Raw genomic sequence first — 16,839 nt, forward strand, 5'->3', positions numbered from 1 at the left:
GCCGGAGCCGGTTCAGCGGCGCCGGGGTGTGGCGTGCCGGGTGGGCGTGGCGCTGCCCGGGTCCTCCGGCCACGGGTGGCGCGGGTAGCGGCCGCGCAGCTCGGCGCGGACCTGCGGATACCCGGTACGCCAGAACGACGCCAGGTCGGCGGTGACCGCCACCGGCCGACCGGCCGGGGAGAGCAGGTGCAGCAGCACCGGCACCCGGCCGTCGGCGATCCGGGGCGCGGCCGGCCAGCCGAACGTCTCCTGGAGCTTCACCGCCAGCACCGGCGCCGCCGGGTCCGCGTAGTCGACCCGGATCTTCGAGCCGCTGGGCACCTCGATCCGCTCCGGCGCCAGCTCGTCCAGCCGGGCCGCCTGCCGCCACGGCAGCAGCCGGCGCAGCGCGGCGGCCACGTCGATCCGGGCCAGGTCGGCCCGCCGTCGCCCGGCGGCCAGCTCCGGGCCGAGCCAGTCGTCGACGGCCGCGAGCAGCGCGTCGTCGCTGACCTCGGGCCACTGGTCGCCGAGCGCCCGCCGGCAGAACGCCATCCGCTCCCGCAGCGCGCGGGCCGCCGGCGTCCAGGTCAACACCGACAGCCCTTCCTGGCTTAGCCCGTCGCGCAGCGCCGCCGCCAGCAACGCCGGCTCCGGCCGGGCCAGCGGGCGGGTCAGCAGCTCGATCGCGCCGAGCCGGACCACCTCCCGGGCCACCACGTCACCGTCGACCCAGCCGACCTCCCGCGCCTCGCGCAGCAGCGGTCCGCCCGCCTCCCGGGCGGTGGCCTCGTCCAATCCCGCCGCCAGCCGCACCCGGGCGGTCGGCGCCCCGGGTGACCGGTCGGCCACCGCGACGGCCAGCCAGTCGACGCCCGCCAGCCCCGACCCGGGCGCCAGCTCCGCCGCGGTCCCACCCGCCATCAGGTACGACCTCCCGCCGGCCCGGCGGACCCGGGCCAGCCGTTCCGGGTACGCCAGCCCCACCAGCAGCCCGGCGGCCAGGTCGTCGGGCAGGTGGTCCCGACCCCCAGCACCGGGCAGGGCGGCGCGCAGCCGGCGTACCTCGGTCCGCCAGCGGGCGGTGGCCCCCGGGTCGGCGTTGCCGCGCAGCCGCCGCCAGCCGACGACCAGGTCGTCGTCCCGGCCGGTCAGGCCCTCCTCGGCCAGCAGCGCGACCAGCTCCGCCGCCCGGTCGGCGCCGACCCGCGGCGCGCCGTCGAGCAGGGCCCGGCCCAGCCGGGGATGGGCGCCGGCGGCCGCGATCGCCCGGCCCCGCGCGGTGATCCGGCCGTCCGCGTCGACGGCGCCCAGGCTGGCCAGCGTCTCCCGGGCCACCGTCAGCGCCGCCGGCGGTGGCGGGTCGGGCAGGGCCAGCCCCGTGCCGTCCGGGCTGCCCCAGGCCGCCAGCTCCAGGGCGAAGCCGGTCAGGTCGGCGGTGGCGATCTCCGGCTCCGGCTGGGCGGCCAGCCGCTCGTGGGTGGCCGCCGACCAGCAGCGGTAGACGTGGCCGGGTGCCTCCCGGCCGGCCCGGCCGGCGCGTTGCGTGGCGGCGGCCCGGGAGACCGGGACGGTGACCAGGGCGCCCAGGCCGCGGGACAGGTCGGTGCGGGCCACCCGGCTCAGCCCCGCGTCCACCACCACCCGGACGCCGGGCACGGTGAGGCTGCTCTCGGCCACCGAGGTGGCCAGCACCACCCGGCGACGGTCGGCCGGCCGCAGCGCGGCGTCCTGCGCGGCGCCGGGCAGCCGCCCGTGCAGCGGCAGGACGGCCACCCGGTCGGTCAGGTCCGCCAGCCGCCGGGCGACGCCGGCGATCTCGCCGGCCCCCGGCAGGAAGACCAGCAGGTCCCCCTCGCGCTCGTGCAGCGCCCGCCGGACGGTGGCCGCGACGTGGTCGAGCAGGGCCGGGTCCACCCGACCGGCGCCGGGTGGGGTCAGCGGCCGGGGTGGGGGCGCCCAGATCCGGGTGACCGGGTGCAGCGCCGCCTCGGCCCGGACCACCGGGACCGGCCGGTCCGTGCCGAGCAGCGCGGCGAACCGGTCCGCCTCCGGCGTCGCGGACATCGCCAGCAGCCACAGGTCGGGGCGCAGGGCGGCCCGGGAGTCCACCGCGAAGGCCAGCGCCAGGTCCGCGTCGAGCTGCCGCTCGTGGACCTCGTCGAGCAGCACCGCGCCGACGCCGGGCAGCTCCGGGTCGTAGTGCAGCCGGCGGACCAGCAGGCCGGTGGTGACCACCTCGATCCGGGTGCGGGGGCCGACCCGGCGCTCTCCGCGCACCGCGTACCCCACCCGTCCGCCGACCCGCTCGCCGAGCAGGTCGGCCATCCGGCGGGCCGCCGCGCGGGCGGCCACCCGACGCGGCTGGGCCACCACCACCCGGCCCTCGACCCGGTCGGCCACAGCGAGGGGCGCGAGCGTGGTCTTGCCGGTGCCGGGCGGCGCCACCAGCACCGCGCCGCCGGCCTCGGCCAGCGCCGCGACCAGCGCCGGCAGGACCGGACTGACCGGCAGTCTCAGGGGTACGTCGGAGAGCACGGTGCCCACTGTGGCACCCGGCGGTCAGCCGGGGCGCACCGCGTCGACGCCGGTGACGAAGGCGACCCAGGTCGCGGACGGGAAGACCAGCACCGGCCCGCCCCGATCCTTGCTGTCGCGGACGGCGACCCGACCGTCGACGGTGGCGACCTCCACGCAGTTTCCGTTGCCACTGCTGCGCGTGCTGGTGCGCCAGTCCGCCCGGGCCAGATCGAGCGCGGTCATCCCCGTACCTCTCGTCTTCTGCGGGCGTGCCGCGATGCGGTCACGCAAAGTTACGAGAAGCGGCCTCCAGGCGGGCCACGGAGTCCGCCGGATCCAGTGCCATGCGGCACAGCTCCTCGTGCACAAGGCTATACCCGCGCACGTGACCGGCATCCTCCAGAGCCAGCCCCATCGTGAGATTGTCCAGGTAGACCACGGAGGCATCGGCGGCGTCGGCGAACTGCAGGATGACGTACGGGGTGCTCATCGCCGGATGCGCCCCGGTCATGAATGGAAGTACGTAAATAGTTACGTTCGGTGATTGTGCGATCCGGGCCATGTGGGTCAGCTGCTCGGCCATCACCGCCGCACCGCCGACCGGGCGCAGCAGCACCGCCTCGTTGAGCACCACGGAGAGTTGGACCGGGGACTCCCGGCGCAGCACCTCCTGCCGGCGCAGCCGGGCGGCCACCTTGCGCTCCAGCCCCTCCTCGCCCGCGGTGCGCCGGTAGATCTCCCGCGCGTACGCCTCCGTCTGGAGCAGACCGGGCACCGACTCCGCCTCGTACGTGCGCAGCGTCGCCGCCTCGGCCTCCAGTCCGACGTAGAACTCGAACCACTCCGGCAGGACGTCGCTGTAGTTCTGCCACCAGCCGCGCTGCTGCGCCCCGCGGGCGATCTCGATCAGCGCCTCCGCGTCCGCGCCGGTGACCGCGTACAGCGCCAGGGCGGCGCGCACGTCGCGCGGCTTGATGCCGATCTGGGCGTTCTCGATCCGGGACAGGTTGCTCTTGGACATGTCGAGCTGACGGGCGGCGACGTCGAGCGTCATGCCGGCGCGCTCGCGCAGTTGACGGAGTTCGCGGGCGATCCGGCGGCGGCGGACGGTGGGGCTGGCGGTCACCCTCTGAGTCTGGCACGGCAAGATCCGCAGGTCGCGCCAGCACGGAGTGCAACCATCGAATCCGGGAGTTGCAATGACCCGGGGGTGCGGGCATCCTGTCACCCGGCGTCGATCACTTGTGGACAACCCGCGTTGGAGGCTCGTTTGCTCATCGCCGACGAGTTCTTCCTCATCGCCCACAACGACAGCCGGGGCAAGGCGAAACTGCACCCGGCCGCGACCGGGCTGGGGCTCGCCGGCACCCTCCTCGGCGAACTGATCCTGTTCGGACAGATCACCGTCTCGGGCGGCCTCGTCACGGTGGTGGACCGGCGTCCACCGCCGGACGCCCTGGCGCACACCGTGCTGGACCAGTTGATCGGCGAGTCGCAGCACCAGTCGGTGCGTACCTGGCTGAGCTTCCTGGCCCAGACGGCGACCACGTCGGTGGGGGAGCGGCTGGCCCGCGCCGGGGTGCTGCGCCGGCAGGAGAGCCGGCGGTTGCTGCGCACCAGCGTCAGCTACGTCCCGATCGACCTCAACGTGGTGGCGTGGCCGGCCACCCGGCTGCGCGCCCTGCTGGAACGGCCGGATCCCCCTGGAGTGCCGGACGCCGTCCTGCTCGGCCTGGTCTGCGCCGCCGGGCTGAGCCGGGAGGTGCTCTGGAGCGCCGGACCCCGGGCGCACCACCGGCTCGGCGTGCTCATCCCCGCCCTGCCCGCCCCCCTGCGGGAACTCGTCGCGCACACCGAGGCCGCGGTCGGCGCGGCGGTGCTGCGCGGCATCCCCTGATCTGCACCACCACCATCCCCCCTCATCCCCCCTCGAACCGGAGCCGCCCCCATGTCTCCCACCTCGACGCTGGAACGCCCCAGCAACGTCTCCGACGCCCTGGCCCGTGGCCGGTTGGGCGTCCCCTCGGTCATCTTCTTCGTCCTCTCCGCCGCCGCGCCGTTCACGGTGGTCGCCGGGGTGGTCACCACCGGGTACGCGGTCACCGGCGTGACCGGCATCCCGCTGGCCTTCCTGGCGGTCGCGGCGGTGCTCGTGCTCTTCTCCGTCGGCTACGTGGCGATGGCCCGCCGCGTCGCCAACGCCGGCGCGTTCTACGCGTACATCTCTCGCGGGCTGGGCCGGCCGGCCGGCGTCGGCGCGGCCTGGGTGGCGCTGATCGCCTACAACGCCCTGCAGGTCGGGCTCTACGGCACCATCGGCATCGCCGCCGAGCCGGTGCTCGACCGGCTCTTCGGCGGCCACCCGCAGTGGTGGGTGGTGGCCCTGGTCGCCTGGGGCCTGGTCGCCGTGCTCGGTCTGCTGCGGGTCGACATCAACGGGCTGGTGCTGGCGGTGCTGCTGGTCACCGAGATCGCGGTGATCGTCGTCTACGACCTCGCCCAGCTCACCCACCCGGCCGGCGGGGAGGTCAGCGTCGCCGCGCTGTCGCCGGAGAACCTCTTCGTGCCGGGCGCCGGGGCGGTGCTCGTGCTCGCCATCACCGGCTTCGTCGGCTTCGAGTCCTCGGTGGTGTTCAGCGAGGAGAGCAAGGACCCGCGCCGGACGGTGCCGATGGCCACCTACCTCTCGGTCGCGATCATCGCGGCGCTCTACGCCCTGTCGTCCTGGACGATGACGGTCGCCACCGGGCCGGACCGGATCGCCGAGCGGGCCGGCCAGGACAGCGTCATGCTCATCTTCAACCTGGCCGGCGAGCACCTCGGCGACACCGCGGTGCTGATCGGCCAGGCGCTCTTCGTGACCTCGGTGCTGGCCGCGATGATCTCGTTCCACAACACCACCGCCCGGTACGCCTTCGCGCTCGGCCGGGAGCGGGTGCTGCCCGCCGCGTTCGGGCAGACCTCGCCGCGTACCGGGTCGCCCCGGGTGGCGTCGCTCGCGCAGAGCGTCCTCGGGCTGGTGGTGATCGTGCTCTACGCGGTGAACGGCTGGGACCCGGTGCTGAAGCTGTTCTACTGGGCCGGCACCGGCGGCGGCTTCGGCGTGCTGCTGCTGATCGCGGCGACCTCGGTCGCGGTGATCTCGTTCTTCGCCCGGCAGGGGGTGCGGGAGACCGTCTGGCGGCGGGCGATCGCCCCGGGCCTGGCGGCGGTCGCGCTGGCCGTGATCATCGTGGTGGCGCTGGACAACTTCGCCAACCTGCTCGGCGTCGCGCCGGACTCCCCGCTGCGCTGGGCGATCCCGGCGGTCTACCCGGTCGCCGCGCTGCTCGGCGTGCTCTGGGGCGTAGTCCTGCGGCGCAGCCGCCCCGACGTGTATGCGCGGATCGGCCTGGGCGCGGAGAGCGCCGCGGCGGCCATGCTGCCGGAGCCGGGCCAGCCGACGCCGGCCGGGGCGGGGGTACCGCGGTGACCGGGCTGACCGTCGAGCGGCTCGGGGCGGCGGAGACCCGGGCGGTCGCCGAGCGGATCGCCGGCGCGTTCCACGACCTGGCGGCGACGCGGTGGCTGGTGCCGGACGCCTCGAAGCGGGAGGCCGTGCTGGCGGACAACTTCGAGATCCTGGTCGAGCACGCGATGCGGCACGGCCAGGTCCACGCCACCGCCGACCGGTCCGGCGTCGCGGTCTGGTTCCCGCAGTCCGGCGACCCGGCGCCGCCACCGGCCGACTACGACGAGCGGCTGGCCGCGGCCTGCGGCGAGTGGACCGAGCGGTTCCAGCACCTCGACACGCTGTTCGAGGCGCACCACCCGCACGACGACCACCACCACCTGGCGTTCCTGGCGGTGGCCCCGCAGCGGCAGGGGCGGGGCGTCGGCACCGCCCTGCTGCGGCACCACCACGCGGCGCTGGACGCGGCGGGCGTGCCGGCGTACCTGGAGGCGAGCAGCGAACGCAGCCGCGACCTGTACGCCCGGCACGGCTACCGGGTCGGCGAGCCGTTCCGGCTGCCCGACGGCTCCCCGTTCTACCCGATGTGGCGGGAGCCGGGCAGCCACTGAGCACCGGGCCCCGAAGGCCGGCGCCGGCGACCGCTGGCGCCGGCCTTCGCGTTAGCCGACGCGGTTTGCGGCGTGTCGCGGGATCCGCCGCCCCGGACACCGCGACACGCCGCAAAGCGTGAGGCGCGGGGCGGCTGCCCGGATGGCGCGCCGCCCGCGTGCCGGCCGGCCCGGCGTGGCGATGCGGGATCCGCCGCCCGCGGTGCGGGGTGTAGGCACGGAAAGGCCCGGTCGGCGAACCGCCGACCGGGCCCGAAGGACGCGACGGCGACCGGGTCCGCCGACCCGGCCGCCGTCAGCGCACCCTAGTAGGTTCCGTCGAGCTGACCCCGCAGCTTGGTCAGCGCCCGGGCCAGCAGCCGCGAGACGTGCATCTGCGAGACGCCGATCTGCTCGGCGATCTGCGACTGGGTCAGGTTGCCGTAGAAACGCAGGGTGAGGATCTTCTGCTCGCGCTCGTCGAGCGTGGCGAGCGCCGGGCCGAGGGCCACCCGCAGCTCGGCCAGCTCGAACTCGTTGTCCTCGCCGCCCAGCATGTCGCCCAGCTCGGTCGCCCGGTCGCCGTCGCCGGTCGGGGTGGACAGCGAGACCGCGTTGTACGCGCGGGCGCCCTCCAGGCCTTCCAGGACCTCTTCCTCGGTGAGCTTGAGGTGGGCGGCGATGTCGGCGACCGTCGGCGAGCGGCCGAGGGTCTGCAGCAGCGAGCTGTTGGCGTCGGAGATGGCCAGCCGCAGCTCCTGGAGGCGGCGGGGCACCCGGATGTCCCACGTGCGGTCGCGGAAGTGCCGCTTGAGCTCACCGATGATGGTCGGGATGGCGTAGCCGGCGAAGTCGACGCCGCGGGAGGGGTCGAACTTGTCGATCGCCTTGATGAGGCCGACGGCGGCGGTCTGCGCCAGGTCGTCGGTGGGCTCGCCGCGACCGCTGTAGCGGTGGGCGAGGTGGTTGGCGAGCGGCAGCCAGGCCTCGATCGCCCGGTCCCGCATCGCGGCGCGGGACGGATGGTTGGCGGGCAGTGCGGCCATCGCGTTGAGCAGGTCGGCGGCGCTGTCGGTGAGCGCGCGCGGGTCCAGCTTCTCGGTGGTCGTCGCGGCGGTGGCCGGCTGCTCAGTGGTCGCTGGCGCGGTCATGGGTGGTCCTCCCTGCACCTCGTCCGCGGACAAAGACGTGACGCTTTGGTTTAGCTTCAGATGGTCCGTTCGGGACTCACCTTAGCCTGATCGGCTTGACGAAATCTAGCCGAAAGGACGATGTACTTAAGTGATTTCGAGTCATGAAAGGCACTTAACGGACGAAAACGTGCCGGCTTGTGATCACCGTTACCGGGTCGCTCGACCGATGGCGGTGTCCGGCGGATATTCGTTCGTCCCGTCCGGTCGGCCGCGCCGGCCGACCGACCGGTCAATCACGGAACCGACATGGCGGACGAGTGTCGGCTTTCCGTCCTTGTCCCGTTGACAGGACCGCACGTAGCGTCGCCATACACCCATCGGTACGGAGGCGTCGTGCTGGACCCCGCGGATCCGCAACTCGTCGTCGACAGTCGGACGCTGCACTTCAGCTGGCTGCCGGCGGATCCGGACGCCGTCGCCGCGCTCGTGCCGCCCGGGCTGCGGCCGCGCCGGGACCGGCAGGTCTTCATGAACCAGTACGTGGTGGAGGACGCCGCCCAGACCTCCGGCTTCGGCGCCTACTCGCTGACCTACCTCGGGGTGGCCCTGGAGGGGGCGGACGCGCCCGACGGGGTGACGCCGGGCGGCTGGTGGACGCACTACGTCACCTCCAGCCCGCTGGTGCGGGAGTACGCGGCCGCCCGCGGCGCTCCCGCGGTGCTCGGCCGGACCACCATCGACGTGCGGGGCGAGGCGCTGGTCGCCGAGACGGTGGCCGACGGGTCGCCGCTGATCCGGGCGCGGGCGCGGGTCGGCGAGACCGGGCACGTGGTCCACTCCGGGCACCACCGCTACATCACCCGCTGCGCCGGGCAGCTGCTCAGTGCCGTCTACCCGTTCATCTCCGAGACGGTCGACCCGTTCGAGATCGAGTCGGTGGAGTTCCTGGAGCCCGGGCACCCGGTCTACGCGCTGCGCCCGGAGAACCCGCTGCTGATCACCTGGGGCTTCTACGCCCCGCGCACCGCGTTCGCGTACCCGGGTGGGCTGACCCCGTACGTCGCGCAGCAGGCGCGGGCGGCGGCACGTGGCGACGCCTCACCAGGTGCCGGCGCGCCGGGCCCGCAGCGGTCTGCCGTCCGGGTCGTAGACCAGCCGGTACGCCGGTAGCGCCCAGAGCCGGGTCAGCCACGGCAGCCGTTCCGGCCGGTGCGGGCGCAGCCGGCCCGGGGGCCGGGGGCCCTGCCGGCCGCCGTCGTACCACCGTTGGAGGGCGTCGGCCGCCGAGGTGATCGCCTCCACCGCCGCTTCCGGGTCCAGCAGGTCGGCGTCCTCGCCGCCGTCCGGGTCGCGGTCGAGGTGCTCGCGCCACAGCCGCAGCCGCAGGTCCCGGGCGAAGACCCGGGCGCCGTCGCCCTCGCCGGTCGGATCGGTGGGCGCCCGCTCGTCGCGGGTGGCGTCGAGCACCGCGCAGGACAGCTCGCTGTCGTGCGTCCAGGACCGGCGGTTGAAGTTGTCGCTGCCCACGCTCGCCCACACGTCGTCGACCACGCAGACCTTCGCGTGCACGTAGACCGGCTCGCCCTCGCGGTTCTCCACGTCGAACACGTGCACCCGGTCCGGGGCGGCCTTGTCGCAGAGCGAGAGCGCCTGCTCGCGGCCGACCATGTTCGGTGGCAGGGCCAGCCGGCCGTCCACGTCCGGGTAGCGGGGCACCACCGCCACCAGGTGCAGGTCGGGATTGTGCCGCAGTGCGTCGGCGAACAGCTCGGCCACCTCGGTGGACCACAGGTACTGGTCCTCCAGGTAGATCAGCCGGCGGGCCCGGCGTACCGCCTTGGTGTAGCCGCGGGCCACGGTGCGCTCGCCGTCCGGCGCGAAGGAGTAGCGGGGACGGACCGCCGGGTAGGTGCGCAGCACCTGGATCCGGTGCGGGCCGCAGGGCGGCGGGTCGGCCGGCTGCTCGGGCAACGGATCGGGGCTGAGGTCGGCGCCGCGCAGCCGGTCGCGGAGGTAGGCCAGCGGGTTCTCCGAGTCCAGCGGCATCGGGTCCGTCCAGCGCTCCCGGAACGTGGTGTCCAGCGCGCCGACCACCGGGCCGCGGACGGCGAGCTGCACGTCGTGCCAGGGCGGGTGCGGGCCGTACCGGGGGGACATCTGCACGGCCTGTGGGTCGCCCCGGTGCGCCGCGTCGTCGCGCCGGCTGTGGCACAGGTCGATGCCGCCGGCGAAGGCGATGTCGCGCTCCGGCGCGCCGGGGTGTCGCAGTACCACCAGCTTCTGGTGGTGCGAGCCGCCCCGCCGGACCCGCTGGTCGAGCAGCACCTCGCCGCCGGCCGCGCAGATCGCCTCGCTGAGGCTGCGGTTCTCCGTCTCGCTGTAGGAGAGCGCGTCGAGGTGGGAGCGCCAGACCAGCCCCTTGACCACGACGCCCCGCTGGGCGGCCCGGGCGAAGAGCTGGACCACCGTCGGGCCGTCCGGGCGCATCCGCTGGTCCGGGTCGCCACGCCAGTCGGTGAAGAACAGGTGGTCACCGGCGCGCAGCGCCTCCACCTCGCGGACCAGCCGGTCGAAGTACGCCGCACCGTGAATCAACGGCTCGGCGAGGTTTCCCGCCGTCCAGATGGGTAACACCGAGACCGGGTTGGCGCGTTCCTCAGCGGTCAGGAACCAATCCTGGATCGCCACGTTCCAGCCCCCCGAGGTCGTCGACAACGTCCTCACGGTAGGTGTCCTGCCGCCGGTACGCACGCCGGGCCTGCTCCGCGTGCCCTGGTGGTGGCACCTGTCGGACCCGAGACGCGCACACCGAGGAGGCCACACCATGCCCGCCGAGACGACGAACCCCGTGACCGAGTACCGCCCTCAGGCGGTGGAGAGTGAACGGGGTGCGCTGTTGGCGGTGTTGCTCATGGTGATCCTCGGGGTCGCCGGAATCTTCGCCGTCTCCTGAGGCCGACGCGGGGCGCCCCGGTGGACCGGGGCGCCCTGGCGTGCGATCAGGGACGGTCGCCCTGGCCGCCGGTGTGCGGCAGCCGCTTGGCGGGGACGACCCCGAGCCGGCCGGCCTGGAAGTCCTCGAAGGCCCGGACCAGTTCGGCGCGGGTGTTCATCACGAACGGCCCGTAGTGCGCCACCGGCTCCCGGATCGGCCGGCCACCCATGATGAAGAGGTCCAGCGCCGGGGTGTTGGCGTCCTGCCGGAGGTCGGCGGTGACCCGCAGCGCGTCGCCCGGCCCGTGCACGGCCAGCTGGCCGGTGCGCACCGGCCGCCGGTCGGTACCGACGGTGCCGCGGCCGCCCAGCACGTAGACCAGCGCGTTGAAGTTCGGCCGCCAGGGCAGGCTCAGCTCGGCGCCGGGCTGGAGCGTCACGTGGGCGATGGTGATCGGGGTGTGGGTCGAGCCCGGGCCCCGGTGCCCGGCCACCTCGCCGGCGATCACCCGGATCAGCGCCCCGCCGTCCGGCGTGGTGAGCAGCGCCGCCTCCCGGCCCCGGATGTCCTGGTAGCGCGGCGGCTTCATCTTCGCCACCTTGGGCAGGTTGACCCAGAGCTGGAGGCCGTGGAAGAGGCCGCCGCTCATCACCAGGTGCTCCGGCGGCGCCTCGATGTGCAGCAGGCCACGGCCGGCGGTCATCCACTGGGTGTCGCCGTTGGTGATGGTGCCGCCACCACCCTGCGAGTCCTGGTGGTCCATGATCCCGTCGATCATGTAGGTCACGGTCTCGAAGCCGCGGTGCGGGTGCCACGAGGTGCCCTTCGGCTCGCCCGGGGCGTAGTCCACCTCACCCATCTGGTCCAGGTGGATGAACGGGTCCAGCTCGGTCATCGGCACCCCGGCGAAGGCCCGGCGCACCGGGAAGCCCTCGCCCTCGTAGCCGCGCGGCGCGGTGATCAGGCGGCGCACCGGACGGAAGCTGGTGCTCTCGTCGAGCCGGGGCAGGCGGGGCAGGACGAGGACGTCGTCGACGGTGATGGCGGGCATCGCGAACTCCTTAGTCGCTCAGGGTGGACGACGCGTCGCGGTCGGCGCGCAGGCGCCGGCCGAGTCGTTCGAAGACCCGGGTCAGGGTGGCGACCTCGGCGTCGTCGAGGTCGTCCATCAGGTGCCGGCGGACCGAGGCCAGGTGCCCCGGTGCGGCCTCGCGCAGGGCGAGCAGCCCGGCGGCGGTCAGCACCGCCTCGCTGCCCCGGCGGTCCTGCGGGCAGGACTCCCGGGCGACCAGGCCGCGCCGCTGCATGGACGTGATCTGGTAGGTCAGCCGGCTGGGGGAGAAGACCAGGCGGTCGGCCAGCTCGCCCATCCGCAGCCGCTGCCCCGGAGCCTCGCCGAGCAGGACCAGCACGTGGTAGTCGGCGAAGCTCAGGCCGCGGTCGGCGCGCAGGTCGTCCTCCAGCTGGGTGAACAACCGCTGGCTCGCCTCGATGTACGCGCGCCAGCCGGCCATCCGCGCGCTGTCCAGACTCTCCGTCACGGCTACGACTGTAGCACTCCTTCAAATTTAAACAAGCTCTCTTCGAGCTGCCGACGGGGGGCGGAGCGGGGGCAAGCAGCCGGATACTTCAGTTGTGAAGGAACACGGTCGGCGGAAAGCGCGGGCGGGCCGGCGGCACGCCGTGCCACACTCCGGCCCGTGGATCCCGTCGAGCTGACCGCCCCCGGCCTGCTGCTGCGCGCCTGGCGGGCGCGGGACGCCGCCGCCGTGCTCGCGGCGCTGCGGGAACCCGAGGTCGAGCGGTGGAATCCGCAGGGCGTACGGGACGAGGCCGGGGCGCGCGAGTGGCTGCGCCGGCGCGCCGACCCGACGGCGGTGGACCAGCTGTCCCTCGCGGTGACCGACGCCGCCGACGGCACCCTGCTCGGCGGGGCCTCGCTCTTCCAGATCCACCACGGCAACGCCTCGATCGGCTACTGGACGGCCGCCGCCGCGCGGGGCCGGGGAGTGGCCTCCCGGGCCGTCACCGCGCTCGGCGGGTGGGCGTTCGCCCACCTGGGGGTGCACCGCATCGAGCTCTGCCACGCGGTCGCCAACCCGGCCTCCTGCCGGGTCGCGGCGCGGGCCGGGTACCCGATCGAGGGCACCATGCGCGACTCCCACCGGTACGGCGACGGCCGCCGCCACGACGAGCACCTGCACGCCCGGCTGGCCACCGACCCTGACCCGGGGCCCGGCTAGGCTCGACGGGTGGACGATCTCGAGCTGCTCGACTGGCGGGAGCGGGTGGCCCGGCTCTACCTCTCCGACCTCGACCTGGCCGGCTTCCGGGCGGCCCGCGACGAGCTGTTCGCGGGGCACCCGCAGAGTCCGGTGCCCGCCGCCGACCGGGCGGCCTTCACCGGGCTGGGCTGGTTCCCGCCGAACCCGGACGCCGTCGTAGAGGCGCCGCTGCGCCCCGCATCGGGCACCGAGAGCATCGACACCGGCGGCCCGGACGGCGTGGTGACCTACCGGCGGGTGGCGGTGGCGCAGACCCCGTGGGGCCCGCTGACCCTGTGGTGGATCGAGGCGTACGGGGGCGGGCTCTTCGTGCCACTGCGCGACGGCACCTGCGGCCGGGAGAGCTACGGCGGCGGCCGGTACCTGACCGACACCGTCAAGGGCACGTACGGCCGGGGGCTCACGGTGCTCCCCGGCGGGCGGGTCCGCCTGGACGCCAACTACCTCTACAACCCCAGCTGTGCCTACGACGACCGGTGGGCCTGCCCGCTCGCCCCGCCCGAGAACCGGGTCGACGTGCCGATCCGGGCCGGCGAGCTGGCGTACCACCGGGCCTGACCCACGCCGCGACGCCCCGGCGCGCGGTGCGCCGGGGCGTCGGGGTACGTGCTCAGCGGGCCGTCGCGCCGGTCGGGGTGAGGTGCATCCGTCCCAGCAGCTGACGCGCCTGGTCGGCGAGGTTCGCGTCCACGGTGACCGCGTACTGGCCGGCGCGCAGCGAACTGGCCGAGGTGAAGTCGCGCTGGCCGCCGGACATGGCGTGCGCGACCGCGCCGAAGACGGCACCCCAGATCGCGCCGATGACCAGCCCGACCAGGATTACCGCCAGCCAGTTGCCGACCGTGAAGATGCCGAACAGCAGGCCGATGAAGAGCCCGAACCAGGCTCCGGTGCCCGCGCCGAGCAATGCGGCCCGTCCGGTCGTCAACCGACCGAGCACCGTCTCCACCAGGGTCAGGTTCGTCCCCACGATCGCGGTGTGTTCCACCGGGAACCGGTTGTCGGCCAGGTAGTCCACCACCCGCTGCGCGGACGGATAGTCCGGGTACGAGCCGATCGTCACGGTGGGCGGCCCGGTCTGCGGGCCGTGCCCGTCACCGCTGGGCGCGGCCGGCCGGCCGGCCGGACCGGACGGGAGGTTCTCGTCGCCCGGCATCCCGGGACGCCAGGCCGCGGTCGGGTTCGAGGGTCTGGTCATCGCTGCCTCCTTCGTCGGCCACCCGTCTTCCCGACGGTTCCCACCGGTAACGCCCAACCGCCGCCGACGTCGAGGAATGCCGCTTCGCCGGCCCGGGTAGGCACCGGCGTGCAGAGCGGACGGATCAGTGAGCACGGGTTCCTGGCCGACGGCAGCAGCGCCGTGCTGGTGGATCGTGCCGGCTCGGTGAACTGGTGGTGCCCCGCCCGGTTCGACGCGCCGTCGGTGTTCGGGCGGCTACTCGACGACCGGGCGGGGCACTGGTCGATCCGGCCGGAGGGCGGGCACACCAGCGAACGCTCCTACCTGGACGACACGCTGGTGCTGCGTACCGTCTTCACCACCGCGACCGGCGCGGTGGCCGTCACCGACGCCCTGGCACTGGAGCCCGGGGCGCGCGGGCACGACATCGGCCGGCGCTCCCCGCGGGTGCTCGCCCGGGTCGTCGAGGGACTCGCCGGCGAGGTGCCGGTGCTGGTGGAGTATCAGCCCCGGTTCGAGTACGGGATGGTCAGCGGCTACCTGACGGACTCCGGTGGGGTGATCGACGCCGCCGGCGGCGGCTGCCGGCTGCGACTGCGCGCCGACGTCGCGCTGGACTGCGGTGAGGACCGGGCCACCGCCCGGATCACCGTCCGCGCCGGCGAGACCTACCGCTTCACCCTCGGGTACGCCCCGCCCTACGGCGACGCGCAGCCGGCCACGCCCGACGCCGACCAGGTGATCGCCGACGCCGTCGCCGGCTGGCGGTCCTGGGCGGCACTGCACGACGACTACCAGGGCCGCTATCGCGACGTGGTGCGGCGCAGCGCGATGGTGGTGCAGGGCATGACCTACGGACCCAGCGGGGCGGTGGTGGCCGCGGCGACCACCTCGCTGCCCGAGCAGCTGGGCGGGGACCGCAACTACGACTACCGCTTCGTCTGGGTACGCGACTTCAGCCTCACCCTCCAGGCGCTCTGGCTGGCCGCCTGCCCGGACGAGGCGAACCGGCAGTTCTCCTGGGTGGGCCGGGCGATGGGCCGGATCGGCGACGAGCCGGTGCCGATCATGTACGGCCTCGACGGCGAGCGGGACCTCACCGAGCACGCCCTCGACCACCTCTCCGGCTACGACGGCAGCCGGCCGGTCCTGGTCGGCAACGACGCCTGGCGGCAGCGGCAGACCGACGTGCTGGGCGAGATCCTCGACGCGGCCTGGCTGATGCGGTACTACCTGGACCCGATGTCGCCGGACGTCCGCCACCTGCTGCGCGCGCTGGCCGACCGGGCGGTGTCGGACTGGCGGCTGCCGGACGCCGGGATGTGGGAGGCGCGCGACGCCGAGCGGCACTACGTCTCGTCCAAGGTGCAGTGCTGGACGGCGCTGGACCGGGCGGTCCGCTTCGGCTCCCGGCTGGGCGACCCGGCGGACGTGGCCCGCTGGGCGGCGGCCCGCGACGAGGTGCGGGCGGCGGTGCTCACGCGCGGCTGGAACGAGCGGCTCGGGGCCTTCACCGGAGCCTTCGACTCCGACCAACTGGACGCCTCGGTGCTGCTCATGCCGCTGGTCGACTTCCTGCCGGCGGACGACCCCCGGATGCGCTCGACGATGGACGTGGTGGAGCGGCGGCTGTCCCGCGACGGCCTGCTGCGCCGCTGGGACGACGACCCCGCTGGCTTCGTCATCTGCTCGTTCTGGCTGGTCGGCTGCCTGGCCAAGGCGGGGGAGCGGGACCGGGCGGGCCGGGTGTTCGAACAGCTCGCCGCCCAGGTGAACGACCTCGGGCTGTACGCCGAGCAGATCGACCAGGCGACCGGGGAACACCTCGGCAACTTCCCGCAGGCGTTCTCGCACATCGGCCTGATCAACGCGGCGGGTCATCTCACCGCCGCCGACGAGCGGGCCCGCAGGGCCACGGAAGGCGACCGACAGCCCGTGCCGGCCGGTACGGGACCCAGGGAGGGAGCACGCTGATGACCGGACGACTGGCGGGCAGGACCGCGCTGATCACCGGCTCGGACTCGGGGATCGGGCAGGCCACGGCGATCGAGTTCGGCCGGGAGGGCGCCGACGTGGTGGTGCACTACCTGCACGACCACGCCGGGGCCAACCACACCAGGGCCGAGGTGGAGAAGGCCGGCCAGCGGGCCATGGTGGTGCAGGGCGACATCAGCGTCGAGCAGCAGGTGGAGGCGATGTTCGACGAGGCGCTGGCCGAGTTCGGCGTGCTGGACGTCCTGATGAACGACGCGGGGGTGGACGCCTCCGGCATCGAGGTCGCCGACCTGGACACCGAGACCTGGGACCGGTGCATGCGCACCAACGTCTACGGGGCCTTCTTCTGCTCCCGGCGCTTCGTGCGGCACCGCCGGGACCAGGGCGGACAGGGGAAGATCATCAACATCACCTCGATCCACCAGGAGGTGGCCCGGGCGGGCGGCGCGGACTACGACACCAGCAAGGGCGCGATGTTGGAGTTCGCCAAGAGCCTCGCCCTGGAGGTGGCGCCGATGCGGATGAACGTCAACAACATCGGACCTGGGATGGTGCTCACCCCGTTCAACCAGCGGGCGATCGACGATCCGCAGTACCTGGAGGAACAGGTGCAGTCCATCCCGTGGAAGCGGGCCGCCCAGCCCGGCGAGATCGCCAAGCTGGCCGTCTTCCTCGCCAGCGACGACGCCGACTACGTCACCGGGTCGACGTACTTCATGGACGGCGGCCTGATGCAGAACCAGGGCCAGGGCGCCTGAGCGCGCCCTGCGC

The 16,839-nt window shown here is 74.2% G+C and carries 17 protein-coding genes; 9 read left to right on the forward strand and 8 right to left on the reverse strand.

The features are described 5' to 3' along the window. Positions 1–12: 12 nt before the first annotated feature. Genes hrpB through ACTWM8_RS11225 form a run of 3 tightly spaced genes read right to left on the reverse strand, consistent with a single transcriptional unit; the run spans position 13 to position 3,625 of the window. On the reverse strand, positions 13–2,517 hold the full coding sequence (gene hrpB / locus ACTWM8_RS11215; protein WP_446214522.1) for an ATP-dependent helicase HrpB: 2,505 nt from the start codon (positions 2,515–2,517) through the stop codon (positions 13–15). A 24-nt stretch (positions 2,518–2,541) separates the two neighbouring features. After that, positions 2,542–2,742 carry a DUF397 domain-containing protein gene (locus tag ACTWM8_RS11220; RefSeq protein WP_446213762.1) on the reverse strand — a complete coding sequence of 67 codons (201 nt, stop codon included), beginning with the start codon at positions 2,740–2,742 and terminating at the stop codon, positions 2,542–2,544. A gap of 40 nt (positions 2,743–2,782) precedes the next feature. Then, on the reverse strand, positions 2,783–3,625 hold the full coding sequence (locus ACTWM8_RS11225) for a helix-turn-helix domain-containing protein (protein WP_377611840.1): 843 nt from the start codon (positions 3,623–3,625) through the stop codon (positions 2,783–2,785). 144 nt (positions 3,626–3,769) lie between these two features. On the opposite strand from ACTWM8_RS11225, the gene ACTWM8_RS11230 reads away from it, so the two are divergent. From ACTWM8_RS11230 to ACTWM8_RS11240, 3 genes are read left to right on the forward strand one after another with little or no spacing between them, the layout of a single operon-like run. Further along, positions 3,770–4,396, forward strand: a complete 627-nt coding sequence (locus ACTWM8_RS11230) for a GOLPH3/VPS74 family protein (RefSeq protein WP_446214523.1) — start codon at positions 3,770–3,772, stop codon at positions 4,394–4,396. 51 nt (positions 4,397–4,447) lie between these two features. Continuing rightward, positions 4,448–5,971, forward strand: coding sequence for an APC family permease (locus tag ACTWM8_RS11235; RefSeq protein ID WP_446213763.1), 1,524 nt, complete (start codon positions 4,448–4,450; stop codon positions 5,969–5,971). Next, positions 5,968–6,561, forward strand: coding sequence for a GNAT family N-acetyltransferase (locus tag ACTWM8_RS11240; RefSeq protein WP_446213764.1), 594 nt, complete (start codon positions 5,968–5,970; stop codon positions 6,559–6,561). Before ACTWM8_RS11235 ends, ACTWM8_RS11240 begins: the two co-directional genes overlap by 4 nt. Before the next feature lie 305 nt (positions 6,562–6,866). Here ACTWM8_RS11240 and ACTWM8_RS11245 read toward each other — a convergent pair whose 3' ends face one another. Next, positions 6,867–7,691 carry a SigB/SigF/SigG family RNA polymerase sigma factor gene (locus tag ACTWM8_RS11245; RefSeq protein WP_154938330.1) on the reverse strand — a complete coding sequence of 275 codons (825 nt, stop codon included), beginning with the start codon at positions 7,689–7,691 and terminating at the stop codon, positions 6,867–6,869. A gap of 375 nt (positions 7,692–8,066) precedes the next feature. Here ACTWM8_RS11245 and ACTWM8_RS11250 point away from each other — a divergent pair, with 375 nt between their 5' ends. Continuing rightward, positions 8,067–8,843 carry a hypothetical protein gene (locus ACTWM8_RS11250; protein ID WP_446213765.1) on the forward strand — a complete coding sequence of 259 codons (777 nt, stop codon included), beginning with the start codon at positions 8,067–8,069 and terminating at the stop codon, positions 8,841–8,843. On the opposite strand, the gene ACTWM8_RS11255 is transcribed toward ACTWM8_RS11250, so the two are convergent. Then, positions 8,772–10,361: a phospholipase D family protein gene (locus tag ACTWM8_RS11255; RefSeq protein WP_446214524.1), complete on the reverse strand. Its 1,590-nt coding sequence runs from the start codon at positions 10,359–10,361 to the stop codon at positions 8,772–8,774. The two genes, ACTWM8_RS11250 and ACTWM8_RS11255, sit on opposite strands and share 72 nt — an antisense overlap. 136 nt (positions 10,362–10,497) lie before the next feature. Between ACTWM8_RS11255 and ACTWM8_RS11260 the strand changes: the two genes are divergently transcribed. Beyond that, positions 10,498–10,626, forward strand: a complete 129-nt coding sequence (locus ACTWM8_RS11260; protein WP_257028442.1) for a hypothetical protein — start codon at positions 10,498–10,500, stop codon at positions 10,624–10,626. 46 nt (positions 10,627–10,672) lie between these two features. Here ACTWM8_RS11260 and ACTWM8_RS11265 read toward each other — a convergent pair whose 3' ends face one another. Together ACTWM8_RS11265 and ACTWM8_RS11270 are read right to left on the reverse strand one after the other, a co-directional pair. Further along, positions 10,673–11,659, reverse strand: coding sequence for a pirin family protein (locus ACTWM8_RS11265; RefSeq protein WP_446213766.1), 987 nt, complete (start codon positions 11,657–11,659; stop codon positions 10,673–10,675). A gap of 10 nt (positions 11,660–11,669) precedes the next feature. Continuing rightward, complete coding sequence (locus ACTWM8_RS11270; protein ID WP_446213767.1) at positions 11,670–12,149, reverse strand: MarR family winged helix-turn-helix transcriptional regulator; 480 nt, start codon at positions 12,147–12,149, stop codon at positions 11,670–11,672. A 159-nt stretch (positions 12,150–12,308) separates the two neighbouring features. Here ACTWM8_RS11270 and ACTWM8_RS11275 point away from each other — a divergent pair, with 159 nt between their 5' ends. Next, the gene (locus ACTWM8_RS11275) at positions 12,309–12,851 is read left to right on the forward strand and encodes a GNAT family N-acetyltransferase (RefSeq protein WP_446213768.1); all 543 of its coding nucleotides are present in this window, start codon (positions 12,309–12,311) and stop codon (positions 12,849–12,851) included. Between the two features lie 9 nt (positions 12,852–12,860). Continuing rightward, entirely contained in the window at positions 12,861–13,451 is a 591-nt protein-coding gene (locus tag ACTWM8_RS11280; RefSeq protein ID WP_358002510.1) for a DUF1684 domain-containing protein, read from the forward strand. 52 nt (positions 13,452–13,503) lie between these two features. On the opposite strand, the gene ACTWM8_RS11285 is transcribed toward ACTWM8_RS11280, so the two are convergent. Beyond that, complete coding sequence (locus tag ACTWM8_RS11285; RefSeq protein WP_154938322.1) at positions 13,504–14,091, reverse strand: general stress protein; 588 nt, start codon at positions 14,089–14,091, stop codon at positions 13,504–13,506. A gap of 108 nt (positions 14,092–14,199) precedes the next feature. On the opposite strand from ACTWM8_RS11285, the gene ACTWM8_RS11290 reads away from it, so the two are divergent. Continuing rightward, on the forward strand, positions 14,200–16,047 hold the full coding sequence (locus ACTWM8_RS11290) for a glycoside hydrolase family 15 protein (protein ID WP_446213769.1): 1,848 nt from the start codon (positions 14,200–14,202) through the stop codon (positions 16,045–16,047). Continuing rightward, positions 16,047–16,826 (forward strand): SDR family oxidoreductase, encoded by a 780-nt coding sequence (locus ACTWM8_RS11295; RefSeq protein WP_446213770.1) that lies wholly within the window; start codon positions 16,047–16,049, stop codon positions 16,824–16,826. The genes ACTWM8_RS11290 and ACTWM8_RS11295 overlap by 1 nt, the downstream gene beginning before the upstream one ends. The last annotated feature ends 13 nt before the right edge of the window (positions 16,827–16,839 follow it).

This window comes from Micromonospora sp. IBSANI012 (assembly GCF_052814045.1).